Source organism: Salegentibacter sp. (assembly GCF_036568425.1).
Taxonomy (GTDB): Bacteria; Bacteroidota; Bacteroidia; order Flavobacteriales; family Flavobacteriaceae; genus Salegentibacter.
The window spans coordinates 1-15700 of record NZ_DATCSO010000008.1; the positions used below are offsets into that span (position 1 = coordinate 1).

Here is a 15700-nt window from a genome sequence, read left to right on the forward strand (position 1 = left end):
CCCCGGCTTTTCGGTATAGGTCTGGTCTCCTTCAAAATCGTGGATGGCGGTTTTTATCTTATCGCCTTTCTTTTTATCGGGGCATACCGTATGAACGGTATAACCAAGCATTTCCAACATTTGAAATGGCACCATAGTTTCGTAGTCCTCAGCGAAATCGCCGGTAAGGAAGAGTATTTTTTTCATAATAAAATCATTTAAAGCTAAGCAAGCTTAATTTACTAAATCCTACAGGTATCTGCATTAAATAATCGTTAAAAACCAGCCCATTACAGAGAAAAAGAGTCTCGTTTTTTATAAATTATAGATTCAAAAACCAAGCGCTATGCCTAATAGAAGACATTTCATAAAACAGTCTGGGCTTTTCCTTGCTGCCAGTGCCCTGCCTTTCCCAAATTTTATGATTCCGAAGAAAAAAGGAAAGCTCGGCGTTGCCCTTGTAGGTTTGGGCTATTACAGCAGCACTCAGTTGGCCCCGGCTCTTCAGGAAACCGGCTTGTGCGAATTAAGAGGCATAGTTACCGGAAGCCCGGGCAAAATTCCTGTATGGCAAAAGAAATATGGCATAAAAGACAGGAATGTCTACAATTATGAAAATATGGCGGATATGGCCAATAATGAGGAAATCGATGTGATCTACATCGTACTGCCAACCGGCCTGCACGCAGAATATGCAATTAAAGCCGCCGAAACCGGCAAGCATGTGTGGTGTGAAAAACCCATGGCGCGTACTGCAGAAGAATGCAGGAACATCATTAATGCCTGCGAAAAAAATAAGGTAAAACTTTCTATAGGATACCGCATGCAGCACGAGACCAATACCCGAAAAATAATGAAATGGGCAGAAACCAGGCCTTTTGGGACCATCAAAAACCTTGAAGCCCAGGCGGGGTATTATGGTTCCCCGATGAACCCCTGGAAACTAAAAAAAGAAATGGGTGGCGGGGCCTTGTATGATATGGGGGTATATCCGCTAAATGCAGCCAGGTATAGCACCGGAATGGAGCCTATTGCTCTTAGCGCCACTCATAGTACTAAGCGCCCGGAGATCTTTACAGAGGTAGATGAAACCACCAGTTTTGAACTTGAATTCCCCAATGGGATAACCGCCAGCTGCAAGACCAGTTTTGGGGAAAACCTGAACAATCTGGAAATAAATTGCAAAAAAGGATGGTATTTTTTAAGGCCTTTCCAGAGTTATAGAGGAGTTAAAGGGAAGGCCAGCGATGGCACTATCTTACCTCCTTTCGGGAAAAATCAACAAGCGGTGCAAATGGATGATGACGCGCGGGCAATTATAAATGACACCCCGGTTTTAGTTCCTGGAGAGGAAGGCCTGCGGGATATCGCGATCCTGGAAAAGATCTATGAATCGGCGGGAAACAAGGGAGCAAGAATGGTGCTTGGCTAGAAGGCCCAGGGAGCATCCTTTCAAATCTTAAACTTAAAAAATCCGGGGCTTTTAATTACCAGGTATTGTCTTAGGCATTTTATTCCTACACAACCTGTCCTTCAAAGATTAGCGATATAGCTTCCATCGAGAGCTTTCCCTGCAAATTTCCAGGAGGTAAAACTGGTTGAAAGCAGTTCTTCCACCTCTTCGATATCTCTTTTAAAATAGGTGTAGTAGACATATTTTGCCGTTTCCTCATCGAGTTCAGCAGGGTTTTGTCTAAGAGCCCTGAATATTCCCAATCTCCTTCCGGCCACTTTTTGTTTGCTTAGATTAAGGCTAATCTCTTCAGGGGAATGCTTGAATTGAAGGCCGAGGCTTTCTTTAAGTTCCAGCAAGATATCAAAAGGTGCCCGCCGTAGTTCTTCAAATTCAAGGATTTGGAGCCGGTGTTCTTGCGTTTGTTGCAATAAGGACCTAATGCCTTCAGAATATTTTCCTGCGATGATATAACTCGTATTCTGTGGCCCCAGCCCCACTTCCGGTGGACTACTATCCCATTTTACAGCTTCTATAAAACTGGAACGTTCTGTCCCTTCTTCACGATTTTTCCGGTAGGCAGCAAAACTGCGCCATACGGGATTCCTAAGCATCAGATAAACACTGGCCTGTGGCAGTAAGCATTCAGAAATATCGGTTTGGCCCAGCTCCTCCAGGCTTTCGAATTCGAAAATCCCTACCTTTAGATTTTTAGTTTCTTCAGCCGACTTACATTTCAGGATAGCTTTATTCTGCAGGATTGTAGGAGCTGTATCGGTTATTAAATTCTCCTTTAAGAGATCAAACACTTCCCTGGCACCACTATACTGCGAGGCAATTATCAAACAATCGAATTTACTTTTCATTGGGGCTATAGTATGTTCCGGAAAAAGAATCGCAAAGGCAATTCCTTTCTGTTCACGCAAATTATAGGCGAACAGCTATCACCTTGTGATCCGGGATCCGGAAAATTAATCTTATAACAACAACCAACGTAGTAGGTATAGCCGGTTTTTTTAATTTCTAATCAAAACGCTAAAGCATCTTCATTGCATTGCTCAAAAGTCCATCGCTTTACAAGACTATAAATCTGTGGTTTATAGGCATAACTAAATTAAAAAAATATAAGCTAATTTGAAATCCCCTATAAATAAGTAATGAACAGGTTATTAACTATTACCGGGAAAAACTACATTTCAATAAAAAATTATACTTTAGATTCACCTAGAAAAACAACTTCAAGCTGACATCAAACCTATGGGAAAATCAAAAAAGGATATACTTATACAAAGCATCTCCTTCGCCGTAACTTTTGGAATAGCTTTCTTTGCTGTTCAGTATTTTTTCTTCTCTAGCAATAACCTGGAAGAACAGCTGGCCGATGCAGCCCTGGAAGTAAATAAAATTTCCCCTAAGATGGTCGATGAATATTCCAGGCTAGACAGCGCTTCTACCGTGAGCGATCAGGTTTTTAAATATCATTATACCCTGGTCAATATGTCTAAGCAAGAAGTAAATACAGATACTGTAGAAAAATATATAAGACCGGGCATCATTAAAAATGTAAGCTCAAGCCCCGATCTAAAAGATTTCCGGGATAATAATATCACGATGAGCTATAATTATTATGATAAAAACGGCAAGTTTATCCTGAACATTGATGTCACCCCAGAGATGTATTAGGAAGTCTAATACTATTCCTGCCGCCTTAAACCCTCTCCTTCCATCCTGGTTTGAACCAATTTTTAAGGAAAATAAAATTTTGCCTTAACTCCCGGAGCAGATAGGCTTTACGTTACCAAATTGGTAAAAAAAAGCCCGATGTTATCATCAGGCTTTTTTTAATCAAAAACAAATACAAACTAAACATTCTCTTCCAAAGTCTTTCCTTTAGTTTCCGGAAATAATTTAAAAACGAAAAGTAATTGAAAAATCATCGCTAAGGCAAAAAAACCAAAAGCATATGTGCCTCCATTTGGCAATTCGGCTACCACTGGAAACATCCAGGTAAGGATAGCCGCCCAGAACCAGTGAATAAAGGTGCCAAAGGATTGACCTGAGGCTCTAACCCGATTAGGAAAAATCTCTGATATAAAAACCCAAATAACCGCTCCCTGGGAAAATGCAAAACTTGCGATAAAAATCAAAATAGGAACGATCAATAAACCTGATCCAATTTCAGACTCATTTAAATAAAATGCACTAAAAATCAAACTTATGATCATTCCTAAAGTCCCCCAGATCATAAGTTTTTTCCTCCCTATCTTATCTATAAGGCTCATAGCTATGATAGTAAATACCATATTGACAAAGCCTACAGATGCAGCTTGGAGAAAAGCACTATCTTGGCCGATTCCCGACATTTCGAAGATCCTCGGAGCATAATACATAATAGCATTAATCCCCGAAAACTGATTAAAGGTAGCCATTAAAAAGACCAAAAGTATAGGCCTGAAATATTTACTCTGAAATAATTTTTCTTTTTTTACATTCTGCTGTAAGGAGTTTTTGATGCTGTCAAAGGTTTCTTTTGCCTTTAGATCGCCCAATTGTTTCAAAATATTAAGCCCCTCCTCATCATTGCCCTTTATTATCATCCATCGTGGGCTTTTAGGAATAAAAAAGGTAAGAAGAAAGAATATTAGGGCCGGAACTGCTTCTACACCTAACATCCATCTCCAAGCGTCATTCTGAATTTCAGTCTTTAAAAAGTAGTTGGATATAAACGCTAACAAAATCCCGAAAACAATACTAAATTGAAACAATCCAACCAAACGGCCCCGGTGCGTAGCGGGAGAAATTTCAGAGATGTACATTGGAGCAATCACAGAAGAGGCTCCAACCCCCAGTCCGCCTAAATATCGATATAGTAAAAATAGCTCCCAATTACTGGTTAGGGCACAGCCTATAGCAGACAACCCAAATAAGAAACCAATAAATAAAAGAGATTTTTTTCTACCTAATTCCTGGGCAGGCCAAAAAGCAAAGATAGCACCTATAATCGTCCCTATTAATGCTATAGAATTTGTAAATCCATGAGCGACAGGATCAAGGCCGTAAAAAACCTTAAGACCTTGTTCGGCACCCGATATTACCGCCGTATCAAAACCGAATAATAAACCTCCTAAACTAGAAACAATTGCACCGGTTAGAAGTTTTTTACTTAAAGCCATAGAAAATTTTTCTAGTCATTATTAGTTTTTACTACTCCTACCATACTATCGGCTGTTCCATAATATAGATACCACTCATCCTCGAAGAAAACTAAACCTTCAATAAATGTTGTTCCATCTATATACTGACCCGATTTTTCAAAAGGTAACTCGGGTTTTATAAACGGTTTTTCAGATCGATCCAGGAGTTTCCATGGTTCATTTGCATCATACAAAGCCTGCCCTCCTGTGTATATCCTATTTCCTAATTCTTCTACTCCAATATTTTGAGAGTTCCCCGCATTATACAAAACAACAATACCATCTTCAGTTAAAACTGGTGGTGGTCCTGCTTCAACTAACCAGGAATCAAAATAGCCCGGGCGTGGGCTCAGGACAGGTGCCAAATTACCTTCATAGTCTTCTACTGGCTCCCAATTAATTAAATCATCAGAGCTTGCTAACCAAATATGAGGCACCCCGTAATACATCCAGTATTTTCCATTGATCTTAGCAGCGACAAGTTTACCATCCTTAAGCTCGGTAACTATAGCTCCAGATTTTGTCTCGGTATTGTGATACTTTCCATCCTTCCATTCCTCAAAAATAGGCCCTTGTTTTTCCCAGTTTTCCAGGTCTTCTGAGGTTGCTACCGCTAACCTTGGATATTCCCTGTTCCATTGGGTGTAAGTAAGAACGTAAAGTCCATCTTCGGTCTCTACAATTCGTGGATCCTCTGTGCCACCTGTCCATTCAAACTCTTTTTGGTGATCATCATCTGGATAGAAAATGGGTTCGCTCTTTCGTTTATATTCTTCTCCATCCCTGGATACAGCCAGTCCAATCCTGGAAGTATGGCCCCCAATTTCTTTTTCTCCTAATTTCTCCTCAGCTCTATATAACACGTGAATTTTATCATCCTTAACTATAGCTGCCGGGTTAAAGGTTGCCATAGATTCCCACCTGATCTCTTTGTCGGTCATAGGATCTTTAAATGTGGTTAGACTATCTTTCTGTATAATGGGTTTGGCATCCTCAAACCTTTCAAAAGGCCCCATCATCCATTCTTTTTCCAATTTTTCCTGACTGTATCCCAGCAAACTAACCAGGGATACAAAAATTGCTATATAACATTTATTCATAATAATATCATTTTAAAAATTAGTAACCCGGGTTCTGTTCAATTTGCCCACCACTTTTATCTATTTCACCTTGAGGAATTGGATAAAGGTAATTGTAGTCCTGGAAGTTTTTCCCCATTTCTGTTAATACCTCTTCGGCAATACCCCACCGCCTTAAATCATTAAATCTATGTGATTCAAACCCAAGTTCAAGCCTACGTTCGTGCCTTAAAATCTCTAAAGCCTTTTCTTGAGAATATCCCTCACCTGAAACTTTAGCCAGACTGGTTGAGGTGCCGTCTAAAGCCGGAGTGTTCTCTGCTCTTACTCTTATTTGATCAATAATTTCAAGACCGGCTTCTACTTCTCCTGTTTCAATTAAGGCTTCGGCCTTCCAAAGCAATACATCGGCATATCTTATATATACTCTGTTGCCCGGGGAATCATCATTCCCTTTATAACGTCCATCTGTAGTTCCCAGCAATTTATGAACAGATTGTTCATCACTTTCTACTGTATAAAGCAATCTAGGATCCCCTTCCTCAAAAGCAGCTTTGAAATCATCGGTTGGGGCTACAAAACCCCATCCCATTAAAGCGGCAAGTCCATTACCCTTTCCGGGATTCTGTTGTTCCTGGTGGTCATAAGCAAAAATCACCTCATCTTCCTGAAATTCCTTGGATACGTCGAAGGCGTCAAAGTAATGGTCATTTAGAGAATAATAGCCCCAGGATTGTAATTCCTCAATATGGCTAATCACAGTATTCCATTCCTCTTGGTATAGTGCTAGTTTTGCCTGCATAGCTTTAGCCGCACCTAAAGAAACTCTCCAGGGTTCTGAAGGACTTGAGTATTTTCCCATTGGCAGAAGATTTGCTGCAGATTCCAGATCATCACTTATTAAATTTAGAACCTCCTGTTTTGGAGCCCTTTCAGAAACTTCATAAGCGGCTTCAAAATCCTCTAATGGTTCTGTCAACAATGGAACATCCCCAAAAAGATTAACTAAATCGAAGTAATAAAAAGCTCTAAGGAAATATGCCTCTCCTAATAAACGACTCCTTTCCTCTTCTGTTAAGCTTGTCGTCGAAACTACTTCGGTATTTTCTAAAGTCGCAATGGCTTGGTTAGCTCTGGAAATTCCTTCATAGTCATAACTCCATGCTCCATTAAATGCACCGTTCATGGAAGTGAAATTAAAGGCTGCAATTTCATCCATCCACGCCTGGTCCCCGTCAGGATTCCATTTTTTATTCATATCGCCTGCGGCAATATCCTGTAAGATGAAATCATTTTTAGTTACCTGGCCATCATCCCAGGCCCAATTACCCACTATATTTAAAGTGGAGGAAAGAAGTTGATAGGTTGAGTTTACACTCGAAGTAATAGTGCTTGCGGTAGGCTCAGAACTAATCTGGTCCTTGGTTATTAAACCTATAGGCTCCTCATCTAATTCACACCCCCAAAGAATCACACTCAGGGCTATAATTACTGTTTTTGTTATATTTTTCATTTTATAATTTTTTAATTTCAAACCTTTTTATTATAAGGTTATATTAACACCAAATAAAACTGTCAATGATTGAGGATAAGTACCAAAATCAATTAAATCTGTTGATTCGGGGTCAAGCCCTGAATAATCCGTTATCGTAAAGAGATTCTGGCCGGAAGTATAAATTCTAACACTTTCAACTCCTATCTCTTCCTGTAAACTTAAGCTATAACCTAATTCAATATTTTTTAATCGAAGATAAGAAGCGTCTTCAACAAAAATATCTGAAATCCGGCTACTCCCATTATCGGTAAAGCTTACTCGGGGAATGGAATTAGTCGATCCTTCTCCATCCCAACTTCCTAGCACCCTGTCTGTGAAGTTAAACGGACGGGTATCATAATCAATTATCTTTTTCAAATCATTATATCGGTCGACGCCGCTGACTCCCTGAAAAAGCAAACTAAAATCGAAACCTTTATAATCAAATCCTGCATTCAACCCAAAACTCAATTTTGGATTAGGGTTCCCAATAAAATCCCTATCATTATCATTGATTCTGCCATCTCCATTCAAATCCTTGAATTTGATATCACCTGGCTTTTGTGGTGGATTAGGTGTACCGTCCAAATGATCAGCTATCTCTTGCTCATTCTGGTATATTCCTTCTTGGATAAACCCATAATAAGAATTCAATGCTTCTCCTGGTTGGGTGCGGGTAACTCTTCCATTGATATAAGGCAGGTTAGGGTGTAATGAATTTACTTCATTTTTTAAGGTTGCTATGTTACCACTAACGGAATATTTGAATTCATTATCATAATTTCTGTAGGATAATGCAAATTCAAGTCCGCTATTACTAACTTCTCCGGCATTAAGGAAGGTTGGTGATACATCCCCCACAAAATTTGGAAGGGAAATAGGTAGCAAAATATCTGTGGTTTCTTTCTTAAAGTAATCTACACTACCATATATCCTATTATCGATTATTCCGAAATCCAAACCAACATTGGTCTGGGTGGTCGTTTCCCATTTCAAATCAGGATTTCCATATCGACTTATTAGGTACCGATCGGCATCTCTTCTATATAAGGTTAAGTAAGCAAAATTTGGAATTTCCTGGTTTCCTAATTGTCCCCAACTGGCTCTTAATTTCAGTTCAGATAACCAGGTAAGGTCCTCAGTAAACTCTTCTTCTGAAACCATCCATCCGGTAGAAAATGACGGGAAATAACCCCATTGATTCTCTTCGGCAAACCTCGAAGAAGCATCTGCTCGTAAATTCGCGGTAACCATATATTTATCCTGGTAAGAATAAGTTGCTGTTCCAAAGAATGAAAATAATGACCACTCCTCTGCTAAGCCTCCATTCCACAAATCTTGTTCTGTATCACCAAAATCTATATATCGAAAATTAGGTTGAGTAAAATCAAATCGTGCTCTGGAAGCATTTAAATTAGACAATTTAGAGGTTATATATTCTGTACCCACCAATGCATCTATACTATGCTCTTCAAATTCTTTCGAATAATTTAGGCTGTTATTCCAGGTTAAGGTGATGTCTTCGCCACGGGTTTCACTTAAACCATTAGGCCTGTTCTGTCTCCCTAAACCTCTATCCCGGGCTGCTCCTCCTCCATCATCATCTCCAAAATTTACAGCAAAAGCCTTATTATGAATAAAATTAATATCCGCTCCGAAATTGGTTCTGAATGTTAAAGATTTATCCTCAAGGAAACTATATTCAGCAAAAAGATTTCCGAAAGTTTTAAATGTTCTTGCCGCATCATCTGTGAAAAACGCTAATGCTATAGGGTTTTGGGAATATTCATATTTATTGCTTTCAAAACTATCGGGTCCCTGATAAAAAGGTAAATCGGTAAATGGATCCTCTTCAGAATAAGTAGGATCAGAAGGATCTTTTTTCACAGGAATTATCGGAGGACGCAAAAAAGCATGTCTTATAATTCCGGGAGCATCCCCACTGGAGGAGATTCTATCTTTATACTCATATGATGCCTGAAGGTTAGCACCAGCTCTAAATCTATCTGTTACGTTAGACTGAATATTTGACCGGAAATTAATTCTTTCATATTGGTCATTGTCGTAGACTACAGGCCCGTCTTGTCCAAAATATCCTCCCGACAAGAAGTAGTCAGTATTTTCATTCCCTCCTGAAGCAGTTATTTGCGCACTATGGGTGCGACCTAGTTCAAAAAGTTCATCAAGATAATCCACATCAGCAAAATCACTTCTGTTAAGATCTCCTGTATAAGGATTTTCTCCTTCATAACCGGCATTATCCCAGGCCTGCTCTACTGTTTGCATATATTGCCGGGCATTAAGCATATTTGGGAGATTGGTTACTTTTTGAAATCCTGTAAAATAACTTGCCTGGATACCTTTACGATCTCCCCCATTTTTGGTTTCAATAACAATTACACCCCCTGCTGCCCTGGAACCATAAATTGAAGCTGCTGAAGCATCTTTTAGTACAGTCATAGACTTAATGTCAGAAGGATTAAGAAAAGATATTTCTCTTGATGGAATTCCATCAATTACATAAAGCGGGTTGTTATTTCCTATAGTTCCATTCCCACGAATTCTCACTTCAACCTCATCTCCTGGTGCACCGGTACTCTGGGTAATATTTACACCGGCAACCTGCCCTTGAAGTGCCTGGGTAACTTCAGGAACCCTTCTGGACTCGAGATTACCCACATTAACCGAAGTGAGTGCCCCGGAAATTGTCCTGCCTTTTTGAGATTTATACCCAACCACAACCAGCTCATCTAATTGTGAAACCTCATCTTCAAGGAATACATCAATTTGTCTCCTTCCCTCTACGCTTATCTCCTGTGTCTTAAACCCAACATAGGAAAAAATTAACACGGCATCAGACTCATTAAGTTCAATACTATAATTACCATCAAAATCGGTTACAACACCATTATTGGTACCTTTCTCCACAACCGAAACGCCGGGAATGGGAATATCTGCAGCCGTTACAACTCCGGTCACAGTTTGAGCAAAAGTAGCACTCCAGCTAAGGCTTGCCAGAATTAGCAACAGGCTAAGAATTAAACTATTTTTTTTCATCATTTTTTATTTAAAATTAGTATTCCAGTATGTTAGTATTTATTGATTTTCCTTTTTAAAATCCGGGTCCATTTCAGGTTTTCTATCCCCTACAAATTCATTAGCCATTAAAACGAAGACATTCCAGCTAAGACCCCGGGTGGAAGGCCACCATTCATCGTAAGAATTCCATTTCGTTGGAATAAATTCCTTACTATAGGGCCAATTTGGATTCAGGTTTTTCTCCGCCCATAATCGATTCTCCATCCGTTTTTTCGCAGGCTTCCAACCATGCCAAGATCCTACTGCATAGGCGGTATATTCAGCCCTTAACCAACTACCACCATTATAGTAATACCCATCTCTGCTGTTATCTTGGTAGTTATTCGCTCCGAAATCTCCAAAGGGCTGATAATTTTCATCCATATAAGTATAAGCTTTTTCATCATCAGTTAACCTCAGAATTATTGGAGCCGTGGTTCCAATTTCCGGATGTGAAGAATTTTTAACCTTATTAAGTGCTGGAATCTGATCCAGATGATTTTGCACCATTTCATCTGTAAGCATAGGTTTTTCAAAAATCCAAAGCGAAAGAAATTCAGGAACAAGATCAGTAACACTTATAAGATCTGGGTAATCTGTATCAAAAAGCAAATGTTTTCTTTCCTCATCATAAAAATTCTGATACTCCTGCTCTGCGAGCATGACATAATCTTTTTCTATCTCTAAGCCCAGAGCCTGGATGGTTTTTAAAGCAACAGCAAACATTCCTTGATTCGCGGCCATCCGTTCTGTTTTTGGATGGTATTCCATAACATCTACCTGGCTCATAGAAAAATGCGAAGCACATTTCCCATCTCTGTTTTCATCAAATTCATTTAATATATAATCTGCAGCAAGTTGTATCTTTTCTTTTGGCAATTCCACACCAAATCTTCTCTTATTCAGCAAACCCCAAATCAACCACTCTATAGTTGCCTCATTATCTTTGGCTTCAACCGATCCCATATATGGGGTAATAATAGTTCCTATTGCCCCCTCGGGAGTTTGGGTGGCTGTCCACTGATTCCAGATTGAAGTATTTAGATCTTTATTATAAGTAGAGATTACAGACCAAAAAGAATCTCTGTTATACATATCCGGAGAATAGTTCAGATTAGGAACATTAAATGGTTTTTCGTCATCAACTGAAATTACCCAGGTCATCATTTGAAAATTAGCATAAAGCATTTTTTCTATTTCAGTGCCTTCAAACCCCATACCTTCAGCAAGCTTAACTTGTGAGGAGATCTTGAAATCCTTCTGGCCGTCCCAGGGCTTAATGAAAACATAGGTCACTTTTTCCACAGTTTCCCCCATCGGCAATTTATTATAATCAAGACGGTAAGGCTTATGCTCGACTATTTTTAAATTTTTAATATCAATAGAGCCCCTTAACCCATTTGTCCTTCCAATAAATACCTTAACGTCTTCCGCCTCGGTATAGGAAAGCATCACACTAGCCTTAAATTCCTGCCAGGAATTTTTTTCCAATGGGAACCCGTCTATATATTTTATACCGTGTTCCAATTCAGAACCTTCAATTCCATCTTTATATTCATATAATTTTAAGGCCAGAGGCATTTCCCCTTTCGCTGAGAAGGAAATACTGTAAATTTTTTGAGGTTCCATCCCAGACATAAATTCCATTCCGGCTTTATCACCCTTAGGAAAGCTCATTTCAATAAGGGAATCACCTTGTTTTAAATCAACATTTCCGGTTTTAGAATATGAATCAGGTACTTTTAACTCCCAACTTTCACCATGATCCAAATTCAGAGCCTCCCCAAAAGTGTATTTTATATAATGTTTCCCGTTATCCTGTTCTTCTGGCGATGCTATTGAAAGCAATTTCGCATCTGGCAATATGCGCATTCCTACCATTCCACCACCCCTGCCTGAAAAACGTCTCCTTGTAGTTCTGGTAAAATTATTTTTGTATCCCGGGTCGGTTAGAAACCCCACCACATCATTCTCTTTAGTTATAAATCCGGCTGATGGATATAATTCGTGTACCATTCCGCCTTTGAAATTTTCATGTTCAAAACTTACATACTCCCTTGGGCTTAACGAAGGCACGTTAGTGAAATCTACAGAATAGTAGAAGTTAGGAATGGAATTTTGGCTAATCCTAAAGGTTTTCCTGATAAGTGTGGCACTCACTCTTTCGTACTCTACTTCCAAATAAAGATTTGCATCGAAATCTTTCAAATAATGAGCTCTTTCCAAAACAACCCCCTTTTCGGTTTCCTTATAGGAAGCAGCTTTCCAGTTCTCTAAACTTGACCTTACACTACGATCAAGGTTAGACAGATTAAGGCTAAATTCACCCGGACTATCAATTAATTCTTCTGACTCATTTAAAATTTGAACAAAATAGCCGTTTTCTTCATTTCCCCTTACTGCTAAACCTAATTCCTGAGAATATCCAATTCCTGAAAAAATTAACAAACAAAAGACTGATAATAGTGATTCTAATCGCATAAGCATGTTTAAAACTGGTCGAAAACGGTATAGTAAAACGTTTTACTAGGCAGCTAATATAAATAGCTATATTATATTTACCAAATTATTTAACAAGAATGAAAAGTTAGAATCTCCTTATCTTAACTGGAGCTTAAATTCTTTACTTTATGCAAGGAATCCCTTACAATTAGTTCTCCCGGCAAGATTTTAGTAAAAAAATGCATTTTTTCTTTTTTTGAAGCGAGAATTTCCAGAGTCCCATTTATAAGTTCTTTCGCTAATTCAGAAATTGGTTGAGCTATTACGCTAATTGGGGGAGAATAGAGTTCAAAGACATCACGCTCATCAAAAGATATTATAGCCAAATCTTCAGGAATTTTGATTTGTTTTTCTCTTATTACACGCAATCCGTTAATGGCAAGATTATTTGTAGCAAACAGAATAGAATCTATATTCGGATTTTCCTCCAGGAAATTGCTAATTGCAGCCATACCGGTCGGAGTTTTTACCTGGTCAAATTTCAGAAATAATTCATAGGCAGGTAATTGAAGTTTATTAATCATATTTAAATACCCTTCATGTCTCTCTACTAATGGAGATAATTGAGAATCAATCCCAACGAATGCTATATTTCTCCTCCCTGATTCATAAAACCCGGTCACCGCCTTTTGAGCTCCCTCAAAATTTTCAAGGACCACATAATTATGCTTGAAATTTTTAAAGTATCTGTCAAAAACCATTACAGTTTGCTGGTCTTCATAAATCAATTTTCTCAGGTCATTTTCAAAATTCTCTGGTGGGGTGATTATAAAAGCATCAACCTGCCCTTTAAAAAGAGTTAAGAGCTCCAGAGTTCTCTCCCTGTCATTTTCAGTGCTACAATAAATAATATTGTAACCATTTTTAAATGCAATCTCCTCCATCTGTTTGGCAATAGCAGAAAAGAACGGATCTGAAATATCCTCAGCCATAAAAACGATGGATTTGGATTTACCTGTTCGTAGTGATTGGGCAGAAGAGTTAGGTTTATAACCTACCTTTTGAATATAATCCTCAACCTTTTTTATTACCTCTTTACTAATTTTATTCTCTGCTTTATTATTAACAATAAAGGAAATTGTAGTTATGGAAATCCCCAATTCCTTAGAAATATCTTTCATCGATATTTTTTTACGCTTCATTTTTTAAGGGATTTTTATAGTAAAAAAGTTGGATTAAATACAAAATAATAGCAAATGTATAAAATTGAAAAGATCCATTACCAGATAGATCCTTTCAATTTAAGAATTATTAGATGTCTCCATAGGAGCTCATAGGGCATAATCATTTAAGTAAGAACTCGTCACGAGGGCTCTATCACTTTACAACGGCTATTACCCGAAACTCTGTTCATCTCAAAAAAAATTCAAACATCATTCACCTGAATATACTCTTGGAATCTATTAAATAATTTGTCACTACTTTAAAATTTCCTCGTTACCTCCTGTACTTTAGAAAAGTCACCGGATGGTATAAAGTAACAAGGTATTTATTCTACTTAATGTGAAGAAAATCCCGATAAAGATACTTCTATGGCTTTTTTTAATCTCACCTTATGAAAATTCCATGCTTTTCTTCTTTGCTGATAGGTTTAATCCTTATTGCTACTTTTTCATGCAAGCGATTTGAGAATCAGGAGGAAAATAACCGCAAACCTTCTGATAGTAATCTTGTCTATTTCCAAAAAGCTCAAGAGGTACAACAGGTTAAGGATAGACTTTATAACCTCAACAAGTCTTTGGCGTTTGTGAAGAACAGGCGGGGCTCAAGAGTATTTAATCCAGGACCAGAAATATTTCCCGGGAAAACAGGTCTATAGATACAGGAGAAAATTATCTCTCCAGCCATACAGCCATGCTTACTTCCAATACTTCATTAAATACAAGAATCATACTTCGGGGCCAGGAAGCCATTCACCGAAATAAATTAGCATCAGAAAAGAAGATTATTCTTTATAGGGTTCTCCAGGAATTAATAATTAATATAAAAAAATACAATGGAGCAAAGCTAGTAGCCATTAGCTTAGAAAATACCGGTAATTACCTGGAATTGACCTGTTCCGACAAGGGAAATGGGTGTACGAACAATGATTTGAGAAACGGGAACATGAACCAAATTATGGAAAACCGTATTTTTTCTATTGGAGGAGATATTACCTTTGAAGCAGAAAAAGGAAAAGGGCTAAGAGCAGTATTAAAATTCCAATTTAAGTATGTTTAAAAAAGTACTCATAGCAGAAGACATGGATAGCATCAACCACGCTGTTGCAGCCAGCCTTTCTGAAATGAGCATAGAAAATATTGCCCATGCCCAATACTGTGATCAGGCTTGGTTATTGGCAAAAAAAGCTATACAAGAGGAAGATCCTTATGACTTGCTAATCTGTGATCTATCTTTTAAAAAAGATCACCGCAATGAGAAAATCACCTCCGGAAGTGAACTTATTGATATCTTGAAACTGGAAGATCCCCATCTTAAAGTAATTGTCAATTCTATTGAAGATCATCCTCAAACGGTAAGGAAATTATGGGATTCAGGTAATATAGAAGCCTATGTTTGCAAGGGTCGCAACGGTTTAAAAGAATTAAAAGAAGCAATAAATACGCTTTGGGCCGGGAATAATTACAATTCTCCCGAGATAGAAAATTCCCTGAGGCAGGATAATATACTAGTCCTTAATAATTTTGAGATCAAGATTGTACAATACCTTGCTGAAGGTTTTACCCAGGATCAAATAGAAGAAAAACTAAAATCAGAGGGAATAAAGCCCAACAGCAAAAGTGCTATTGAAAAACGCCTGAAAGAATTAAAAGAAGAGTTCCAGGCAAATAATTCTATTCACCTGGTGAGTATAATGAAAGATCTAAAATTGATTTAAATA

Annotated in this window: 12 protein-coding genes; 4 read left to right on the plus strand and 8 right to left on the minus strand. The window is 38.3% G+C overall.

Annotated features, from left to right (window positions below; translation table 11 throughout):
* Positions 1 to 186, minus strand: a 186-nt coding sequence (locus VIM94_RS00975; protein ID WP_332037426.1) for a DJ-1/PfpI family protein, incomplete at its 3' end; no start/stop codon positions are given.
* A gap of 139 nt (positions 187 to 325) precedes the next feature.
* Here VIM94_RS00975 and VIM94_RS00980 point away from each other — a divergent pair.
* Positions 326 to 1411 carry a Gfo/Idh/MocA family oxidoreductase gene (locus tag VIM94_RS00980; protein ID WP_332037427.1) on the plus strand — a complete coding sequence of 362 codons (1086 nt, stop codon included), beginning with the start codon at positions 326 to 328 and terminating at the stop codon, positions 1409 to 1411.
* 101 nt (positions 1412 to 1512) lie between these two features.
* Here VIM94_RS00980 and VIM94_RS00985 read toward each other — a convergent pair whose 3' ends face one another.
* A complete protein-coding gene (locus VIM94_RS00985; RefSeq protein WP_332037428.1) occupies positions 1513 to 2298 on the minus strand; it encodes a hypothetical protein in 786 nt (261 codons plus the stop codon).
* A gap of 391 nt (positions 2299 to 2689) precedes the next feature.
* Here VIM94_RS00985 and VIM94_RS00990 point away from each other — a divergent pair, with 391 nt between their 5' ends.
* Complete coding sequence (locus VIM94_RS00990) at positions 2690 to 3115, plus strand: hypothetical protein (protein ID WP_332037429.1); 426 nt, start codon at positions 2690 to 2692, stop codon at positions 3113 to 3115.
* Positions 3116 to 3294: 179 nt separating this feature from the next.
* Here the strand turns inward: VIM94_RS00990 and VIM94_RS00995 are convergent, their stop codons facing one another.
* From VIM94_RS00995 to VIM94_RS01020, 6 genes are all read right to left on the minus strand, one after another.
* Positions 3295 to 4605 carry a sugar porter family MFS transporter gene (locus VIM94_RS00995; protein ID WP_332037430.1) on the minus strand — a complete coding sequence of 437 codons (1311 nt, stop codon included), beginning with the start codon at positions 4603 to 4605 and terminating at the stop codon, positions 3295 to 3297.
* A gap of 11 nt (positions 4606 to 4616) precedes the next feature.
* Positions 4617 to 5726: a glycoside hydrolase family 130 protein gene (locus VIM94_RS01000; RefSeq protein WP_332037431.1), complete on the minus strand. Its 1110-nt coding sequence runs from the start codon at positions 5724 to 5726 to the stop codon at positions 4617 to 4619.
* Between the two features lie 19 nt (positions 5727 to 5745).
* Complete coding sequence (locus VIM94_RS01005) at positions 5746 to 7218, minus strand: RagB/SusD family nutrient uptake outer membrane protein (protein ID WP_332037432.1); 1473 nt, start codon at positions 7216 to 7218, stop codon at positions 5746 to 5748.
* Positions 7219 to 7248: 30 nt separating this feature from the next.
* Complete coding sequence (locus VIM94_RS01010) at positions 7249 to 10296, minus strand: TonB-dependent receptor (RefSeq protein ID WP_332037433.1); 3048 nt, start codon at positions 10294 to 10296, stop codon at positions 7249 to 7251.
* A gap of 39 nt (positions 10297 to 10335) precedes the next feature.
* Positions 10336 to 12798 carry a hypothetical protein gene (locus VIM94_RS01015; protein ID WP_332037434.1) on the minus strand — a complete coding sequence of 821 codons (2463 nt, stop codon included), beginning with the start codon at positions 12796 to 12798 and terminating at the stop codon, positions 10336 to 10338.
* A gap of 122 nt (positions 12799 to 12920) precedes the next feature.
* Positions 12921 to 13961 (minus strand): LacI family DNA-binding transcriptional regulator, encoded by a 1041-nt coding sequence (locus VIM94_RS01020; RefSeq protein WP_332037435.1) that lies wholly within the window; start codon positions 13959 to 13961, stop codon positions 12921 to 12923.
* Between the two features lie 712 nt (positions 13962 to 14673).
* Between VIM94_RS01020 and VIM94_RS01025 the strand changes: the two genes are divergently transcribed.
* A complete protein-coding gene (locus VIM94_RS01025) occupies positions 14674 to 15039 on the plus strand; it encodes an ATP-binding protein (RefSeq protein WP_332037436.1) in 366 nt (121 codons plus the stop codon).
* Positions 15032 to 15697, plus strand: a complete 666-nt coding sequence (locus tag VIM94_RS01030) for a response regulator (RefSeq protein ID WP_332037437.1) — start codon at positions 15032 to 15034, stop codon at positions 15695 to 15697. The genes VIM94_RS01025 and VIM94_RS01030 overlap by 8 nt, the downstream gene beginning before the upstream one ends.
* Positions 15698 to 15700: the final 3 nt, after the last annotated feature.

Excerpts from the sequence above, each read along its gene's own strand:
- VIM94_RS01010 (WP_332037433.1), bottom strand. The coding sequence starts at position 10,296 with ATGAAAAAAAATAGTTTAATTCTTAGCCTGTTGCTAATTCTGGCAAGC.
- VIM94_RS01025 (WP_332037436.1), top strand. The coding sequence starts at position 14,674 with ATGCTTACTTCCAATACTTCATTAAATACAAGAATCATACTTCGGGGC.
- VIM94_RS01005 (WP_332037432.1), bottom strand. The coding sequence starts at position 7,218 with ATGAAAAATATAACAAAAACAGTAATTATAGCCCTGAGTGTGATTCTT.
- VIM94_RS01030 (WP_332037437.1), top strand. The coding sequence starts at position 15,032 with ATGTTTAAAAAAGTACTCATAGCAGAAGACATGGATAGCATCAACCAC.
- VIM94_RS00980 (WP_332037427.1), top strand. The coding sequence starts at position 326 with ATGCCTAATAGAAGACATTTCATAAAACAGTCTGGGCTTTTCCTTGCT.
- VIM94_RS00995 (WP_332037430.1), bottom strand. The coding sequence starts at position 4,605 with ATGGCTTTAAGTAAAAAACTTCTAACCGGTGCAATTGTTTCTAGTTTA.
- VIM94_RS01000 (WP_332037431.1), bottom strand. The coding sequence starts at position 5,726 with ATGAATAAATGTTATATAGCAATTTTTGTATCCCTGGTTAGTTTGCTG.
- VIM94_RS01020 (WP_332037435.1), bottom strand. The coding sequence starts at position 13,961 with ATGAAGCGTAAAAAAATATCGATGAAAGATATTTCTAAGGAATTGGGG.
- VIM94_RS00985 (WP_332037428.1), bottom strand. The coding sequence starts at position 2,298 with ATGAAAAGTAAATTCGATTGTTTGATAATTGCCTCGCAGTATAGTGGT.
- VIM94_RS01015 (WP_332037434.1), bottom strand. The coding sequence starts at position 12,798 with ATGCGATTAGAATCACTATTATCAGTCTTTTGTTTGTTAATTTTTTCA.
- VIM94_RS00990 (WP_332037429.1), top strand. The coding sequence starts at position 2,690 with ATGGGAAAATCAAAAAAGGATATACTTATACAAAGCATCTCCTTCGCC.